Below are 15389 nucleotides of genomic sequence, written 5' to 3'. Positions count from 1 at the left end.
TCTGGATTTTCGTGCAGGGCGCACATGGATCGTTACGACTACATCATCATCGGGGCAGGCAGCGCCGGCTGCGTACTCGCCAATCGTCTATCCGCCGACGGCAGGAGCCGGGTGCTGCTGCTCGAAGCCGGCGGCAGCGACAATTACCATTGGATTCATATTCCGGTCGGTTATCTCTATTGCATCAACAATCCACGCACCGACTGGTGCTTCACCACGGCGCCGGAAGCGGGGCTGAACGGCCGGGCGCTGAGTTATCCCCGCGGCAAGGTGCTCGGCGGCTGCTCATCGATCAACGGCATGATCTATATGCGCGGCCAGGCGCGAGACTACGACCTCTGGCGGCAGATGGGCTGCAGCGGCTGGGGCTGGGATGACATCCTGCCCTTCTTCCGCAAGTCCGAGGATTTCTATCGCGGCGCCGACGACATGCACGGGGCCGGCGGCGAATGGCGCATTGAGAAGGCGCGGGTGCGCTGGGCCGTGCTGGACGCCTTCCAGCAGGCGGCGAGGGAAGCCGGCATTCCGGAGACGGCGGATTTCAACCGCGGCAACAACGAAGGTTCCGGCTATTTCGACGTCAACCAGCGCTCTGGCATTCGCTGGAACACCTCAAAGGCCTTCCTGCGACCGGCGATGCGGCGCTCCAACCTGACGGTGCTGACCAAGGCGCAGGTCCGGCGGCTGCTGGTGGAGGAGGGAGTGGTTGCCGGCGTCGAATTCCAGCACCGGGGCGCTGTGAAGCGCGCCTATGCGGCTAAAGAAACGGTGCTTTCGGCCGGTTCGATCGGTTCGCCGCATATCCTCGAATTGTCGGGCATCGGCAGGGGCGAGGTTCTCCGGCAGGCGGGCATCGATGTCGTCAGCGAGGTGAAGGGCGTCGGCGAGAACCTGCAGGACCATCTGCAATTGCGTCTGGCTTACAAGGTAACCGGCGTTCCGACGCTGAACGAGAAGGCGACGAAGTTGATCGGCAAGGCGGCGATCGGGCTCGAATATCTCGTCCGCCGTTCCGGGCCGATGGCGATGGCACCGAGCCAGCTCGGCATCTTCACCCGCTCAGGGCCTGACCGGGAAACGCCTGATCTGCAATATCACGTGCAGCCGGTCTCGCTGGAGAAGTTCGGCGATCCGGTTCATCCTTTTCCGGCAATCACCGCCAGCGTCTGCAATCTCAGGCCCGAAAGTCGCGGTTCGGTGCATCTGTCGAGCCCGGATTTTGCCGCCCAGCCGACCATCAGCCCGAAATATCTCTCGACGCCGCGCGATCGTGACATAGCTGTCCGTTCCATACGGTTGACGCGGAGGATCGTCGCGCAGCCTTCGTTCGCGAGGTTTCGGCCGGAGGAATTCAAGCCGGGGCCGAGCTATCAGACGGAGGCCGATCTGGAGCGGGCGGCGGGCGATATCGGCACGACGATCTTTCACCCTGTCGGCACCTGCCGCATGGGCGCCGACAGGGACAGCGTCGTCGATCCCCGGCTGAAACTCCGGGCGCTCGGCAAGCTTAGGATCGCCGACGCTTCGGTGATGCCGTCGATCACCTCGGGCAACACCAATTCGCCGACGATCATGATCGCCGAAAAGGCGGCGGCGATGATCCTCGAAGATAATCGATAGGAGAAGACCATGGCAATGATCGCATTCATCGGCCTCGGCAACATGGGCGGGCCGATGGCGGCCAATCTCGTCAAAGCGGGTCACGAGGTTCTCGGCTTCGATCTTGCGGCCTCGGTGCTGAAGGCGGCCGAGGCGAGCGGCGTCAAGCCGGCCAGTCATGCCAGCCAGGCGGTCAAGGACGCCGAGATCGTCATCACGATGCTGCCGCAGGGCCGGCACGTGCTGACGGCCTGGACCGATATCCTGCAGACCGCCGCGCAGGGAACGCTTGTCATCGATTGCTCGACAATCGATGTTGAGAGCAGCCGCAAGGCGCATGAGATGGCCAAGGCCGCAGGCTGCCTGTCGCTCGACGCGCCCGTCTCCGGCGGCACGGGCGGCGCGAGCGCAGGCACGCTGACCTTCATGGCCGGCGGCTCCCCGGAAGCCTTTGCCCGAGCCAAGCCGATTCTCGAGGCCATGGGCAAGAAGATCGTTCATTGCGGCGAAGCGGGCGCCGGCCAGGCGGCGAAGATCTGCAACAATATGATCCTCGGCATCTCGATGGTCGGCGTCTGCGAGGCCTTCGTGCTCGCCGAAAAACTCGGCCTTTCGCATCAGGCGCTGTTCGACGTCGCCTCGACCTCGTCCGGCCAGTGCTGGTCGATCAATACCTATTGCCCGGTGCCTGGGCCGGTCCCGACCTCGCCCGCCAATAACGGCTACAAACCCGGTTTCGCCGCCGCCCTGATGCTGAAGGACCTGAGGCTCTCGCAGGAGGCGGCGCTGGCAAGCGGCGCCTCAACGCCGATGGGGGCGGAGGCTGCGCAGCTTTATGCGCTCTTTGAAAAGCAGGGCAATGGCGGGAGGGATTTTTCCGCCATCATCGAGATGTTCCGGGAAAAGGCGTAGGCGACACTATAAGAGATAGCTGACCGGCTCGTTTCGCACCGGATGGGGAAAGACGCCCATGCCGACGCCGAAAATTGACTGCAGCTTGTCGGCCTGCATGATCTCGGCGGGCGTGCCCTCGGCGGTGATTCGGCCGCGATTGAGCGCAATGATCGCGTCGCAATAGCGTGCGGCGAGGTTGATGTCGTGCAGGACGATGATGACGGTCAGCCCGCGTTCGTGGCTGAGCTCCTTGACCAGCGAGAGCACGCTCGCCTGGTGGGCGAGGTCGAGTGCCGATGTCGGCTCGTCGAGCAGCAGGCAGCGGGCGTTCTGGGCGAGCATCATGGCGATCCAGGCGCGCTGGCGTTCACCGCCGGACATGTTGGCGGCGAGACGATCGGCAAAGTCCTCGAGCTCGGTGCGGACGATCGCCTCCTCGACAATCCTGCGATCCGTCGCGGTGAAGCGGCCGAGCGTGCCGTGCCAGGGAAAACGGCCGAGCGCCACAAGTTCGCGCACGCTCATCCCATCGGTCGCTGGCGTAAATTGCGGCATATAGGCGACGTGCCGGGCAAATTCCCTGGCACCCCAGTCCGCCGCCGGTTTGCCGTCGAAGGCAATGGTGCCGGATTTCGGCGCGAGCTGACGGGCGATGATCTTCAGAAGCGTGCTCTTGCCGGAGCCGTTCGGCCCCACCAGACCGTAGATGCGGCCCTGCTCAAGCGTCAGATCGATGCCATGCAGGACGGTTGTTTGTCCGATGGCATGCTCGATTGCCGACAGGGCAAGGAAAGGTGAAGGCATGATCTGCTCCGGGTTCGGTGTCGCACGGGGAGGCGAGCCCTCCCTTCCCTGCAAAACTAAACCGGAATTGTCAACTTACGCTTTGCATTCAGACAGGTTGAAATCGGCCGGTGGGGACCGGCTTCTCTCAACCTAAAGCGTGTCGAGATCTTTCAGATTCGCTTATCACGCTTTAGGTCTTTGTTTTTCCGCATGTCTTTATCGCAAAACCGCTGATACTTTTCGACATCATGCTCTAGGACAGCGAGAAATTCAGCCTGGCGTCCCCGAACAGGATGTCGGTCTCGCCCGGTTCGGTCAGCACCACAGCGCCACTCAACGTGCCTGTCGTGATAAGCGCACCTGTCTTCAGCGACGTATCGGGGCGCAAGCCGTCATTGGCGTAATCGACAAGCCAGGTGAGAACGTCGCCCTTCGGATGCTGGGCCGGGCCGTCATAGATCGTGCGGCCGGCATGGGTGACCTTGAGCGGCATGCCGCCGGCGGTATCGACGACGCTTTTGTCGAGCTTCGGGCCGAGCACATAGCCGCTATTGCCGAGGCGGTCTGAGGTAAACAGCAGAAAGGAGATGCTGCCGCTTTCCCTCACGGCGCTGACCAGCAGCTCGGCCCCGAGATGGACGGCGGAGATCGCTTCGACCACTTCGGCGCGGCTGTAGGGAGCGCCGGTGCGGATCGGCAGATCCTGGCCGAGGCGCACGGCGATCTCGGTCTCGAATTTCATGCCCGGAACCCAGGGAATGTTCGCGCCCGAGGCGGCTTCGGCATAGGGATGCAGGGGACCCGTGACCGCCTGACCCTCCGGCGAGACCGTCACCTTCCAGGCGTTGCTGGAAATATTCTCCGCGGCAGCGAGGAAATTCTGCGCCTCCATCGCCTGATGCAGATCGGCCGGCAGGGTGAAATTCCCGGTTTCTTCCTGTCTTCCGGCCTGGCGCAGGCGGTGCAGTCCGGCTGCAAGGGCACGTGGATCGAATGCCTCTGTCATGTTGTCTCCTCGACTTGGTTTTGAGGGCACACTAACCGCAGGGCAGGGGCGAGCAAGCCCGTTCTTCAACCGTGGTGGAAATGCTTATTCCATCACCGCGTACCAGCGATCGCGATAAGCGGCGAGCCCCGCAATCTCGGCCGGTGGAACATGCGTTTCGGCGCCCGATACCGGCCGGATGCCGGTGAGAAGGGCGGCCCCCTGGCTGGTGCCGGTCGAGCCGGGAAGGGCCACGACCTCGCGGTCGGCAAGGGCGGCAAGCAGCTTCAGATAGGTCTTGTTGAGCGCAAAGGGCCCTTCGACGATGATGGGTCCTTTGGCGCCGATCAGTCCGAGGCAGGCGTCGGTCATCAAAGCGAGATAGAGGCAGGCGGCGGCGTGACGTTCCTCGCGGCTCGCCTCGTCGGCGTCGATCCAGCGGCTCGCTTTTCCGGGAAAAGGGCCGGAACCGGGGGCGATGTTGGGCAGCAGCATCATGCCCTTGTCGACGACCGCGCCGATCGCCGCCTGGGCCGCCTTTTCGTCGACAGGGCCGATTTCGGCCGACAGGATCTCGAATTCCCGCCCACCCATGAAACGCGAGGAGGGGACGGCCCGGCCGTAGGCATCGACATTGGCGAGCGCATCGCGTTTGGCATCGAGATGGTCGAGATCGCCGCCGACACCGAAATTGATGACCCAGGTGCCGGTGGAGACCACGGCGAAGGGGGCCGTCCGGTTGACCAGATGCGGCAGCAGCGAGGCGTTGGAATCGTGAATGCCGCAATAGACCGGCACGCGCGCGGCAAGGCCGAGCTCTGCGGCGACTTCAGGCAGAACAGGGCCGAGCGCATCGAAGGCGGAGCGGACCGGCGCCATCAGGCCGCGAATGCCGAGCCTGTCGATCAGCGAAGAATAGTTGCCGGTCTTCGGGTTCCAGAGGTCGGTATGGCAGCCGAGCGAGGTCAGCTCGTTGGCGGCGACACCCGTCAGCCGCGCCGTCCAATATTGCGCATAGGTGAGAATGGTCGCGACCTTGCCGAATTCCGCGGGAAAGGCGCTCTTCTGATAGTGCAGCTGCGCGCCGACATTGAGGCCCATCGCAAGGCGCGGCGAAAAGGTTTCGTCGAAGGAGGGGCGCAAGGCCGTATAGGCATCGCGTATTTCTTGCGGATATTCGTGTTCGTAGTCGATCACCGGCATCGCGAGCGCGCCGTCCCGATCGAGCAGTGCGGCTGCGGCGCCGTGGGTGGTGATCGAAATGGCGTCGAAACTAGGCGCCTGCGCAAGGCGTTTCAGCGCATCGAGCGCGAAGGACCAGAGAGCCTCAATGTCGTAATGCGGGTAGGGGCCGGTTTTGACCGTAACGTTCGGCCGTTTCAGGACGGCGATCTCGGCGCCTGTCCCGGCGTCGAGCACCACCACCTTGGCATTGGTCTTGCCGATGTCGAGAACGGCGATGCGGCGATAGGAAGGAGAGGTCATGGCATATGAAAGAGGGTGACGAGGTCGCTTTGAACGGGCGAATTATCCGGGTTCGTCGCCATGATGTCGGCCATATGCGCCCACCATTTCTTCATGACGGGATGCTCCGGCAGGCTTGCCATCGTATGGTCCTTCGGCCGCGTCAGCACGCCGAACAGTGTGTTGGTGTCGCGGTCGAGATGGATGGAATAGTCGCTGGCGCCCGACTGGCGCAGGAGATCGACCAGTTCCGGCCAGATCTCGTCATGGCGCTTGCGATATTCGGCTTCCATGCCGGGATTGAGCTGCATCTTGAAGGCGTGTTTTTCTGATGTCATCGGGAGCTCATGATCTTGATGCGGCGGGCGATGATCGGGATGGCGATGGTGATGATGAGGAGAAGGCCGATGAAGATCGACATGACGATGCCGGGCACGTTCAACAGGCCGAGGCCGAAGGTGACGAGGCCCATAACAAACGCGGCGATGACGACGCCGCCGATCGTGCCGGAGCCGCCGAGGATCGAGATACCGCCGAGCACGACCATGGTGACGACTTCGAGTTCCCAGCCCTGAGCGATCGAGGGCCGGGTCGAGCCGAGGCGCGAGGTCAGGCAGACGGCGGCAATGCCGCTCATGATGCCGGTCAAGAGGAAGAGAATGAATTTGACGCGTTCGACCGGAATGCCGGAGAAGCGGGCGGCGAAATCATTGTTGCCGATCGCATAGACCTGACGGCCGAAATTCGTCGCATGCAGCAGGATGGCGAAAAGGATCGCCAGCACGATGAACAGCACGAATTCGAAGGAGAACACCCAGACGACATAACCCTGGCCAAAATAGGCGAAATCGGCTGGATATTTGCCGTAAGCCTGGTCGCCGAGCACGATATAGGAAATGCCGCGGAACAGGCTCATCGTGCCGATGGTGACGACGATCGACGGCAGCTTCAGCACCGAGACCAGCACGCCGTTGAAGATGCCGCAGGTTAGGCCGGTGCCGATGCCGATCAGCACAAGGCCGGGCGTGCCGATGCCGGCTTGAGCTGCGGCTCCCATCGCCGTCGAGGCGAGCGCGATGATGGCGGCGACCGAGAGGTCGATCTCGCCTGAGATGACGAGTAGCGCCATGGCGAAGGCGATCATCGCCTTTTCGGTGAAGTTGAAGGTGGCGTCCGAGAGGTTCCAGGCATCGAGGAAGTAGGGCGACGCCAGCGAGTTGAAAATGAAGATCAGGACGGCGACGCCAAAGAGCAGCACTTCCCAGCTTGCGATGATGCGGCGGAAAGGTGTGCCGAGGCGGTCGGGGATCACCCGCTTTTCGGACGGCGTGGAAACGGCGCTCATGCTGCGGCCTCCGTTCTGGTGTCGGCTGCGGCGCGGTCGCGCAGGATGATGCGGCCGCGGTTACGCTCGCGCCGGGCGTTGAAGGCAACGGCGAGAATGATGACGGTTCCGGAGATCGCCATCTGCGTGAAGGGGGAGATGCCGATGACCGGCAGGGCGTTCTTGATAACGCCGAGGAAGAGCGCCCCGAGGACGGTGCCGGCGACCGAGCCGACGCCGCCGGCAATGGAGATGCCGCCGATGACGCAGGCTGCAACGCTATCGAGTTCGAAGCCGTTGGCGATATCGACATAGGCGACGGCGTAACGCGATACCCAGAGATAGCTGGAAAGGCCGGCGAGCGCGCCCGACAGTACGAAGGCGAGGAATTTCGTCCGGCCGGTATCGATGCCGGCATAGACGGCCGCCGTCGGATTGCCGCCGGTCGCATAGGCGGAACGGCCGAACTGGCTGTAGCGCAGCAGCACATACATCAGCGCGACGATGATGATCGCGACCCAGCTCAACACCGGCAGGCCGAGGATCAGCGTGCGGGGAACGGCGAGGAAGGTCGGCGTCATCTGGTGTGCGTTTACCCAGGCGCCGCCCGAGAGCACGAAGGCCATGCCGCGATAGATGGTGAGGGTGCCGAGGGTGACGACGATCGGCGGGATTTCGAGGCGCCAGACGAGGAAGCCGTTGATGGTGCCGAGGGCTGCGCCGATCGCGACGGCGGCAAGGATCAGCACGATCAACGGCAGGCCGGGAAAGGCGGCGTTCATCATCGCGATTGCCATGCCGGTAAAGGCGAGGTTGGCGGCAACCGAAAGATCGATCGATTTCGTCAGAATAACAGTCATCTGGGCAAGCGCCAGGATGATGAGGATCGCGGTGTCGTTGAAGATACCGGCGAGATTATCCGGTGTGGCGAAATCGGCGGCCCGCGTCGAGAAGACGACGATCATCACGACGATGATGGCAAAGAGCAGGGTTTCGCGTTTTTTGATCAGTTTGGCCATGCCGTCACCTCATGCATTTCCGGTTGCCGCGCGCACCAGCGCTTCCGGCGAAAGCTGATCGCGCTCGAAGAACCCGGCCGACAGACCTTCCTTCATGACCAGCACACGGTCCGACATGCCGATGATCTCGGGCAGTTCGGAAGAGATCATGATGATGGAAAGGCCCTCAGCGGCAAGCTCGCTGATGAAGCCGTGGACGGCAGCCTTCGAACCGATGTCAATGCCCTTGGTCGGCTCATCGAGGATGATGACCTTGGGCATGGTGGCGAGCCACTTGCCGATGACGACCTTCTGCTGGTTGCCGCCCGACAGGGTGCCGACCGGCACGGAGAGGGCGGCAGCGCGCAGATCCAGCCGCTCGGCATATTTGCGGGCGAGCGCGAATTCCTCCGCCGCCTGCAAGAAACCCTTGCGCGAGGTGCGCGTCAGCGACGGCAGCGTCATGTTCTGGTAGATCGGCATCGGCAGCGCCAGTCCGTGGCGGCCGCGCTCTTCCGGCACATAGACGATGCCGGCCTTGATCGCATCATGCGGCGAGTTGATCGAAATTTCCTGACCTTCGAGCGTCAGCCTGCCGGAGAGCGGCCGGGTGATGCCGAAGAGCGACTGTGCGAGTTCCGACCGCCCGGCGCCGATCAGGCCGTAAATGCCGAGAATCTCACCCTTGCGCAGGGTCAGCGAAATATCGCGGAATTCGGTGCGGTGGCTGTATTTTTCGACGTCGAGCACCGGTCCTCCGATGGCGACGTCGATCTTCGGAAAGACGTTTTCGACGTCGCGGCCGACCATCATGCGGACGATTTCGTCCTGCGGCGTTTCCTTGAGCCGGCCCCGGCCGACGGCGCGGCCGTCGCGGAAGACGACGAAATCGTCGGCGATCTCGTAAAGCTCGTCGAACTTGTGGCTGATGAACAGGATCGCCTTGCCTTGTTCCTTCAGGCCCTTGATGATGCGGAAGAGATCGTCGATCTCTTTGCGGGAGAGGGCGGCTGTCGGCTCGTCCATGATGACGATGCGGGCTTCGATCGACAAAGCGCGGGCGATCGCCACCAAGTGGCGCTGCGCGATGGAGAGGTCCTTCAGCCGGATTGTCGGATCGATATTGCTTTCGAGCGCCGTCAGCAGCGTCTTCGAGCGGCTGTTCATCACCTGCCAGTCGATGGTGCGGAAGCGCGTGCGCGCCGCATGGCCGAGGAAGATGTTTTCGGCAACCGTCAGTTCGTCGAACAGCACGGTTTCCTGATGGATAGCGGTGACGCCGGCATCGATCGCGGCCTGGGCGCTAGCGAAGGTCACTGTCCGGCCGTCGACCAGGATCTCGCCTTCGTTCGGCCTGTAGATGCCGGTCAGGATCTTGACGAGCGTCGACTTACCGGCGCCGTTTTCGCCGATCAGCGCGGTGACCGTGCCGGGGTGGAGCGCGATGCTGACATTGTCGAGCGCTTTCACGCCCGGAAAGATCTGGGAGATGCCGCGCATTTCCAGAATGGCCGGTGTATCGGGCATGGGGCTGACATCGTGCTTTTGCGTTGCGGCGTGCATTATTCGTTTCACCTTGAAAACCCCTCCCCAATCCCTCCCCACAAGGGGGCGGGGCTTGACCCACCGCGATGCCGAGGCTCGCGATGGGCGGGGCGTTGCTTCAGATTATCTCCCCCTTGTGGGGGAGATGGCCGCCAGGCCAGAGGGGGTCTTAACGATTAGAAGACCTTGGAGAACTGGTCGATGTTCGAAGCATTGTAGACGAAGGGATCGGCCATGGCGGCTTCGCCGTTGTCGCCGACCTTGATCTTGCCCATGCGGCCGGCATTGATCTCGCTGCCCGGCTTGCCGTCGGTCTCGCCCTTGACGAGGCGATAGGCGATCTGGGTGGCGGAGTAGCCGAGGTCGATCGGATTCCAGATGGCGAATTCCTTCGTGGCGCCCGACTTGATCGCGCCGGCCATTTCGGACGGCAGGCCGAGACCGGTGACGTAGACCTTGCCGACGAGACCCTTGTCTTCGACGACCTTGGAAGCGGCGAGAACGCCGACCGTCGTCGGAGCGACGATGACCTTGACGTTCGGGTTCGACTTCAAGAGGCCTTCGGCTTCACGATAGGACTTGTCCGAGAGGTCGTCGCCATAAACCGTGGTGACGAGGTTGAGGCCGGGGAAATCCTTGAGCTGCTTCTTCATCTGGTCGATCCAGATGTTCTGGTTGGTCGAGGTGGTCGTTGCCGACAGGATGGCGAAGTCACCCTTGCCGCCTTCCAGATGATCCTTGGCGAGCGTCAGGCACATCTTGCCGATCAGCTCGTTGGAGGAGGGGTTGAGCTGCAGGATGCGGCCTTCCTTGGCAACGCCGGAATCCCAGGAGATCACCTTGATGCCGCGCTGGGTGGCCTTCTTCAGCGCCGGAACGAGCGCGTCGGGATCGTTGGCCGAAACGGCGATGGCATCGACGCCTTGAGCGATCAGCGAGTTGATCACTTCGATCTGGCCTTCGGCCGTCGTCGACGTCGGGCCGGTGTAGATCACTTCCACGCCGCCGAGTTCCTTGGCGGCTTCCTGGGCGCCCTTGTTGGCGGCGTCGAAGAAACCATTGCCGAGCGACTTCACGACGAGGCCGATCTTGATGTCCTTGGCGCTGGCAGTGCCGGCCATCATGGCGATGGCGAGCGCTGCGCCGAGCGCCAGTGTCTTTGCGAATTTCATGTCACTTTCCTCCCATTAAGATTAGACTTCCACACCTCGGCGGCGCCTCACGCGACCGACGAGGAATCCTCCTTCGCAAGCTGCGCCACCGGGCTGGCGACGACGAGCCGGATGCCGGCATTCTCGACCATGCGAGCTGCCTCTTCCGAAATCCCGTCATCGGTGATGATCGCAGAAACACGGTCGAGCGCGCAAAGAATGAGGCTCGACCGGCGATTGAACTTGCTTGAATCGACCATGACGACGAGTTCGTCGGCCTGGTGCATCAGCTTCTGCTCGCTCTGGATGATGAGGGCGTCCGCCTCCATGATGCCGAGCGGACCGACGCCCTGCGCGCCGATGAACATGCGCCGCGCATAAAAATTGCGGATCGCATCATTGTCGAAAGGCGACAGGATGAGGCTCTGTTCGCGATAGATCGCGCCGCCCGGCACCGTCACCGTATTCTTGGAATGCTTCACCAGATGTTCGGCGATGGCAAAAGAGTTGGTCATCACCTGCATGCGGTGGCCAGCCATGTAATGCACCATCTGGAACGTCGTCGTGCCGCCATTGATGATGATGGCGTCGCCCGCCTCGCAGAGATCGACCGCCGCGCGTGCAATTGCGCGCTTTTTATCGATGTTGACTGATTCTGAAACCCGGAAGGGCCGGCCGGCAAGATTGCCGAGCTGCGGCGGATGCACTGCTTCGGCGCCGCCGCGAACACGGCGGATCTTGCCCTGCACATGAAGGGCCGCGATATCGCGCCGGATCGTCGCTTCAGAAGCTTCCGTCAACTCGGAAATGTCCTGGATTGTCACGACAGACTTTTCCTGAACGGCGCTTAAGATGATGCGATGGCGTTCGCGTTCGTGCATTGGGCTCCTCCTCTTGTCATATTTATTTCGCATCCGTTAAAGACTGTCAATCACAAACGATCATAAATTTTCATATTGCGCTGCACAATAATCGAATTTGATCGTTTTCGATTGACAAGCATACTTTTGATGCGCGATACCGTGAGCGAAAGGGCGCTGGGATTGCGGCGCCTTGCAAGCTTATTATGGGAGGATGACATGGCGGCGAACGTCCGGCTTCTGGAAAACCGGTGGGATGATGGTTACGCGGCAGGCCTCGACGAGCCCGGCAAGCTGCTCTACCGCTCCAATCTGCTCGGCGCCGACAAGCGCATCACCAATTACGGCGGCGGCAATACCTCGGCGAAGGTGATGGAAACCGATCCGCTTGATGGCAGCAAGGTCAAGGTCCTTTGGGTCAAGGGCTCGGGCGGCGATGTCGGCACCATCAAGCTCGACGGCTTCGCGACGCTTTACCAGGACAAGCTGGAATCGCTGAAGGGCATCTACAGGGGTGTCGAGGACGAAGACCGCATGGTCGGCTTCCTGCCGCACTGCACCTTCAACCTGAATGGTCGCGCTGCTTCGATCGACACGCCGCTGCACGGCTTCGTGCCGTTTACCCATGTCGATCACATGCATCCCGACGCGATCATCGCCATTGCCGCGTCGAAGAACTCCAGGGAATTGACCAAACAGATCTTCGGTGAGGAGATCGGTTGGCTGCCCTGGCGCCGTCCGGGCTTCCAGCTCGGCCTCGATCTCGAAGCCTTCGTCAAGGCGAACCCGAACGCCAAGGGCGTCGTGCTCGAAAGCCATGGTCTCTTCACCTGGGCAAACGACGCCAAGGCCTGCTATGAACTGACGCTCGACATCATCAACAAGGCCATCATCTGGTTTGCCGAAAAGACTGAAGGCGAGACGATTTTCGGCGGTGCGCTGACGCAGAGCCTGCCCGTCACCGAGCGCCGCGCCATCGCCGCCCGCCTGATGCCCGAAATTCGCGGCCGCATCGGCAAGCAGGAGCGCAAGCTCGGCCATTTCGACGATCGGGACGCGGTTCTGGAATTCGTCAACTCGAAGAACCTGCGCCCGCTCGGCGCGCTCGGCACCAGCTGCCCGGACCACTTCCTGCGCACCAAGATCCGGCCGCTGATTGTCGATTTCGACCCCGCCAAGCCCGATGTCGATGCGATCGTCGCCGGTCTCGACAAGGCGCTGGAAGATTACCGCGCCGATTACGCCCGCTATTATAACGACTGCAAGCATGACAATTCGCCCGCCATGCGCGATGCCAATCCTGTCATCTTCCTCGTTCCCGGCGTCGGAATGTTGTCCTTTGCCCGCGACAAGGCGACGGCCCGCATCGCCAGCGAATTCTACGTCAACGCCATCAACGTCATGCGCGGGGCCTCGACGGTTTCGGAATATCAGGGCCTGCCTGAGCAGGAAGCCTTCGATATCGAATACTGGCTGCTCGAAGAGGCCAAGCTGCAACGCATGCCGAAGCCGAAGAGCCTTGCCGGCAAGGTCGCCTTCGTCACCGGCGGCGCCGGCGGCATCGGCCGCGCGACGGCCGCGCGCCTCGTCGACGAGGGCGCCTGTGTGGTGCTTGCCGATATCGATCAGGCAGCACTCGAAAGCACGGAGGCCGAATTCGTCAAGAAACACGGCGCTGACGCCGTGCGCAGCGTTCGGCTCGACGTCACCAAGGAAGATGCGGTGATCGCCTCCTTCGCCGAAGCTTCGGTCGAATTCGGCGGCGTCGATATCCTCGTCTCGAATGCCGGCATTGCCTCCTCCGCGCCGATTGAAGCCACCGAGCTTTCGACCTGGAACCGCAATATCGATATCCTCGCGACCGGCTATTTCCTCGTCTCGCGGGAGGCCTTCCGCCTGTTCCGCCGCCAGGCGCTCGGCGGCAACATCGTCTTCGTCGCCTCGAAGAACGGTCTTGCCGCTTCGCCGAACGCGTCTGCCTATTGCACGGCGAAGGCCGCCGAAATTCATCTCGCCCGCTGCCTGGCGCTGGAAGGCGCCGATGCCGGCATCCGCGTCAACACGGTCAACCCGGATGCGGTGCTGCGCGGTTCGAAGATCTGGAGCGGCGAATGGCGCGAGCAGCGCGCCGCGTCCTCGAAGATCGAGGTCGATGATCTCGAGGAACATTACCGCAAGCGCTCGATGCTGAAACTCAACGTGTTTCCGGAGGACATCGCCGAGGCGATCTATTTCCTGGCATCTGACCTTTCGGCAAAATCGACCGGCAACATTATCAACGTCGATGCCGGCAACGTGCAGAGCTTTACGCGGTGATTTTTGACGGGCGGATGCGTCTGCCCCTCACCCTAACCCTCTCCCGGTTTGGACGCGGGGAGGTGCCGGCAGGCGGATGAGGGGCGGCCCAACGGCAGTTCCAATGTAGAAATTGCAGAACCGGGAGGAAAGAATGGCCGAGTTCAGGATCGCACAGGATCTCATCGCGAGCGAAAACGACAAGCGGGCAGCCGCGCTGAAAGCCGATTACGAGGCGCTGGGCGCCACACTTGCGCGCCGCGGCGTCGATATCGAAGCCATCACGCGCAAGGTCGCGGAATTCTTCGTGGCTGTTCCCTCCTGGGGTGTCGGTACCGGCGGCACGCGCTTTGCCCGCTTCCCGGGCAGCGGCGAACCGCGCGGCATTTTCGACAAGCTCGACGATTGCGCCGTCATCAATCAGCTGACGCAGGCGACGCCGAACGTCTCGCTGCATATTCCCTGGGACAAGGCGGATGCGAAGGAATTGAAGGCCAAGGGCGATGCGCTCGGCCTCGGTTTCGATGCGATGAATTCGAACACCTTTTCCGATGCCCCGGGGCAGGCTCATTCCTACAAATACGGCTCGCTCAGCCACACCGACGCAGCAACCCGCGCCCAGGCGGTCGAGCACAATCTCGAATGCATAGAGATCGGCAAGGCGATCGGCTCCAAGGCTTTGACAGTCTGGATCGGCGACGGTTCGAACTTCCCCGGCCAGAGCAATTTCACGAGGGCCTTCGAGCGTTATCTCGCCTCGATGGCCGATATCTACAAGGCGCTGCCCGACGATTGGAAGCTGTTCACCGAACACAAGATGTACGAGCCGGCCTTCTATTCGACGATCGTGCAGGATTGGGGCACCAACTACCTGATCGCCCAGACGCTCGGTTCGAAGGCCCATTGCCTCGTCGATCTCGGTCACCATGCGCCGAACACCAATATCGAGATGATCGTCGCCCGACTGATCCAGTTCGGCAAGCTCGGCGGATTCCACTTCAACGATTCGAAATATGGTGACGACGATCTCGATGCCGGCGCGATCGATCCCTACCGGCTGTTCCTGGTTTTCAACGAGCTGGTCGATGCCGAGCAGCGTGGCGTCAACGACTTCAACCCGGCCCATATGATCGACCAGTCGCACAATGTCACGGATCCGATCGAGAGCCTGATCAACAGCGCCAACGAAATCCGCCGCGCTTATGCGCAGGCGCTGATCGTCGACCGCAAGGCGCTCGAGGGCTATCAGAACGACAATGACGCGCTGATGGCGTCGGAAACGCTGAAGCGCGCCTATCGCGCCGATGTCGAGCCGATCCTCGCCGAAGCCCGGCGCAGGGCCGGCGGCGCGATCGATCCGATCGCCGCCTACCGCGCCAGCGGCTACCGCAACAAGGTGGCGGCCGAGCGTCCGGCTTCCGTTGCCGGCGGCGGCGGTATCATCTGAGCTGCCGGGCTGAATAAAAGTGTGGGTCGCCGGCAGCGCGG

General features: G+C 62.3%; 13 protein-coding genes. 4 read left to right on the top strand and 9 right to left on the bottom strand.

All coding sequences use genetic code 11. From position 1 onward, the window contains the following. Positions 1-24 precede the first annotated feature (24 nt). Together B5E41_RS07910 and mmsB are read left to right on the top strand one after the other, a co-directional pair. Positions 25-1620: a GMC family oxidoreductase gene (locus B5E41_RS07910; RefSeq protein ID WP_088392493.1), complete on the top strand. Its 1596-nt coding sequence runs from the start codon at positions 25-27 to the stop codon at positions 1618-1620. A 9-nt stretch (positions 1621-1629) separates the two neighbouring features. Continuing rightward, positions 1630-2511 carry a 3-hydroxyisobutyrate dehydrogenase gene (gene mmsB, locus B5E41_RS07905; RefSeq protein ID WP_088392491.1) on the top strand — a complete coding sequence of 294 codons (882 nt, stop codon included), beginning with the start codon at positions 1630-1632 and terminating at the stop codon, positions 2509-2511. A 6-nt stretch (positions 2512-2517) separates the two neighbouring features. Here the strand turns inward: mmsB and B5E41_RS07900 are convergent, their stop codons facing one another. From B5E41_RS07900 to B5E41_RS07860, 9 genes are all read right to left on the bottom strand, one after another. Next, entirely contained in the window at positions 2518-3297 is a 780-nt protein-coding gene (locus tag B5E41_RS07900) for an ABC transporter ATP-binding protein (protein ID WP_088392489.1), read from the bottom strand. A gap of 235 nt (positions 3298-3532) precedes the next feature. Further along, the gene (locus B5E41_RS07895) at positions 3533-4285 is read right to left on the bottom strand and encodes a fumarylacetoacetate hydrolase family protein (RefSeq protein WP_088392487.1); all 753 of its coding nucleotides are present in this window, start codon (positions 4283-4285) and stop codon (positions 3533-3535) included. A gap of 84 nt (positions 4286-4369) precedes the next feature. Further along, positions 4370-5749, bottom strand: coding sequence for an FGGY-family carbohydrate kinase (locus B5E41_RS07890; protein WP_088392485.1), 1380 nt, complete (start codon positions 5747-5749; stop codon positions 4370-4372). Further along, positions 5746-6066 carry an L-rhamnose mutarotase gene (rhaM, locus tag B5E41_RS07885; protein ID WP_088392483.1) on the bottom strand — a complete coding sequence of 107 codons (321 nt, stop codon included), beginning with the start codon at positions 6064-6066 and terminating at the stop codon, positions 5746-5748. The genes B5E41_RS07890 and rhaM overlap by 4 nt, the downstream gene beginning before the upstream one ends. Further along, positions 6063-7073, bottom strand: coding sequence for an ABC transporter permease (locus tag B5E41_RS07880; RefSeq protein WP_088392481.1), 1011 nt, complete (start codon positions 7071-7073; stop codon positions 6063-6065). The genes rhaM and B5E41_RS07880 overlap by 4 nt, the downstream gene beginning before the upstream one ends. Beyond that, positions 7070-8071, bottom strand: a complete 1002-nt coding sequence (locus tag B5E41_RS07875) for an ABC transporter permease (protein WP_088392479.1) — start codon at positions 8069-8071, stop codon at positions 7070-7072. Before B5E41_RS07875 ends, B5E41_RS07880 begins: the two co-directional genes overlap by 4 nt. Positions 8072-8080: 9 nt before the next feature. Further along, on the bottom strand, positions 8081-9613 hold the full coding sequence (locus B5E41_RS07870) for a sugar ABC transporter ATP-binding protein (protein ID WP_088392476.1): 1533 nt from the start codon (positions 9611-9613) through the stop codon (positions 8081-8083). Between the two features lie 158 nt (positions 9614-9771). Next, a complete protein-coding gene (gene rhaS, locus B5E41_RS07865; RefSeq protein WP_088392474.1) occupies positions 9772-10767 on the bottom strand; it encodes a rhamnose ABC transporter substrate-binding protein in 996 nt (331 codons plus the stop codon). A gap of 47 nt (positions 10768-10814) precedes the next feature. Beyond that, entirely contained in the window at positions 10815-11627 is an 813-nt protein-coding gene (locus B5E41_RS07860; protein ID WP_085861619.1) for a DeoR/GlpR family DNA-binding transcription regulator, read from the bottom strand. Between the two features lie 198 nt (positions 11628-11825). Here B5E41_RS07860 and B5E41_RS07855 point away from each other — a divergent pair, with 198 nt between their 5' ends. Beyond that, positions 11826-13922 (top strand): bifunctional rhamnulose-1-phosphate aldolase/short-chain dehydrogenase, encoded by a 2097-nt coding sequence (locus B5E41_RS07855; RefSeq protein WP_088392472.1) that lies wholly within the window; start codon positions 11826-11828, stop codon positions 13920-13922. 133 nt (positions 13923-14055) lie between these two features. Beyond that, positions 14056-15348 carry an L-rhamnose catabolism isomerase gene (rhaI, locus tag B5E41_RS07850; RefSeq protein WP_088392470.1) on the top strand — a complete coding sequence of 431 codons (1293 nt, stop codon included), beginning with the start codon at positions 14056-14058 and terminating at the stop codon, positions 15346-15348. The last annotated feature ends 41 nt before the right edge of the window (positions 15349-15389 follow it).

The organism is Rhizobium esperanzae (assembly GCF_002204185.1).
Lineage (GTDB): Bacteria > Pseudomonadota > Alphaproteobacteria > Rhizobiales > Rhizobiaceae > Rhizobium > Rhizobium esperanzae.
This window is presented reverse-complemented; position numbering and strand designations above follow the sequence as displayed.

Excerpts from the sequence above, each read along its gene's own strand:
- B5E41_RS07910 (WP_088392493.1), top strand. The coding sequence starts at position 25 with ATGGATCGTTACGACTACATCATCATCGGGGCAGGCAGCGCCGGCTGC.
- mmsB (WP_088392491.1), top strand. The coding sequence starts at position 1,630 with ATGGCAATGATCGCATTCATCGGCCTCGGCAACATGGGCGGGCCGATG.
- B5E41_RS07900 (WP_088392489.1), bottom strand. The coding sequence starts at position 3,297 with ATGCCTTCACCTTTCCTTGCCCTGTCGGCAATCGAGCATGCCATCGGA.
- B5E41_RS07895 (WP_088392487.1), bottom strand. The coding sequence starts at position 4,285 with ATGACAGAGGCATTCGATCCACGTGCCCTTGCAGCCGGACTGCACCGC.
- B5E41_RS07890 (WP_088392485.1), bottom strand. The coding sequence starts at position 5,749 with ATGACCTCTCCTTCCTATCGCCGCATCGCCGTTCTCGACATCGGCAAG.
- rhaM (WP_088392483.1), bottom strand. The coding sequence starts at position 6,066 with ATGACATCAGAAAAACACGCCTTCAAGATGCAGCTCAATCCCGGCATG.
- B5E41_RS07880 (WP_088392481.1), bottom strand. The coding sequence starts at position 7,073 with ATGAGCGCCGTTTCCACGCCGTCCGAAAAGCGGGTGATCCCCGACCGC.
- B5E41_RS07875 (WP_088392479.1), bottom strand. The coding sequence starts at position 8,071 with ATGGCCAAACTGATCAAAAAACGCGAAACCCTGCTCTTTGCCATCATC.
- B5E41_RS07870 (WP_088392476.1), bottom strand. The coding sequence starts at position 9,613 with ATGCACGCCGCAACGCAAAAGCACGATGTCAGCCCCATGCCCGATACA.
- rhaS (WP_088392474.1), bottom strand. The coding sequence starts at position 10,767 with ATGAAATTCGCAAAGACACTGGCGCTCGGCGCAGCGCTCGCCATCGCC.
- B5E41_RS07860 (WP_085861619.1), bottom strand. The coding sequence starts at position 11,627 with ATGCACGAACGCGAACGCCATCGCATCATCTTAAGCGCCGTTCAGGAA.
- B5E41_RS07855 (WP_088392472.1), top strand. The coding sequence starts at position 11,826 with ATGGCGGCGAACGTCCGGCTTCTGGAAAACCGGTGGGATGATGGTTAC.
- rhaI (WP_088392470.1), top strand. The coding sequence starts at position 14,056 with ATGGCCGAGTTCAGGATCGCACAGGATCTCATCGCGAGCGAAAACGAC.